This is a genomic window from Pseudomonas moorei (assembly GCF_008801475.1).
Taxonomy (GTDB): Bacteria; Pseudomonadota; Gammaproteobacteria; order Pseudomonadales; family Pseudomonadaceae; genus Aquipseudomonas; species Aquipseudomonas moorei.
Map to the genome: position 1 here is coordinate 1 of NZ_VZPP01000050.1, position 430 is coordinate 430.

Here is a 430-nt window from a genome sequence, read left to right on the forward strand (position 1 = left end):
CCGCCACGCCACGGGCCTCGTACTCGCGCACGGTGCGGGTAACGTTGAGCTGATTGCCGTAACCGGTGTCGGCGTCGGCAATCAGCGGGATCGACACGGAGCGCGCCATCACCGCGGCGTTTTCAACCATCTCGCTCATCGTCAGCAGGCCGAAATCAGGGAAGCCGCGCGCCGCCGACGTGCCAGCGCCAGTCATGTAGCAGGCGGAGAAGCCGGCCTGCTCGATCAGGCGCGCGCCGATGGCGTCGTAAGCGCCGGGCGCGATGATCATGCCGGGCGCCTGCAGGCACTGGCGAAGGATAGTTGCGAGGGTCATGGATGTGTCCTGTGTGCTTGCGGTAAGTGACGGAATGCGTACGGAGTGGGCATCGGCGCGGCGGGGAACGGGTTGTCTACCGTTACATAGTGTTTATGTGTTTATATTCTAGAT

1 protein-coding gene is annotated in these 430 nt (G+C 63.3%); it reads right to left on the bottom strand.

Features of this window, described 5'->3' with window-relative positions:
- Positions 1-316 (bottom strand): isocitrate lyase/PEP mutase family protein (locus F7R06_RS30675; RefSeq protein ID WP_151149745.1); only part of this gene is annotated, 316 nt, incomplete at its 3' end.
- Between the last annotated feature and the right edge of the window lie 114 nt (positions 317-430).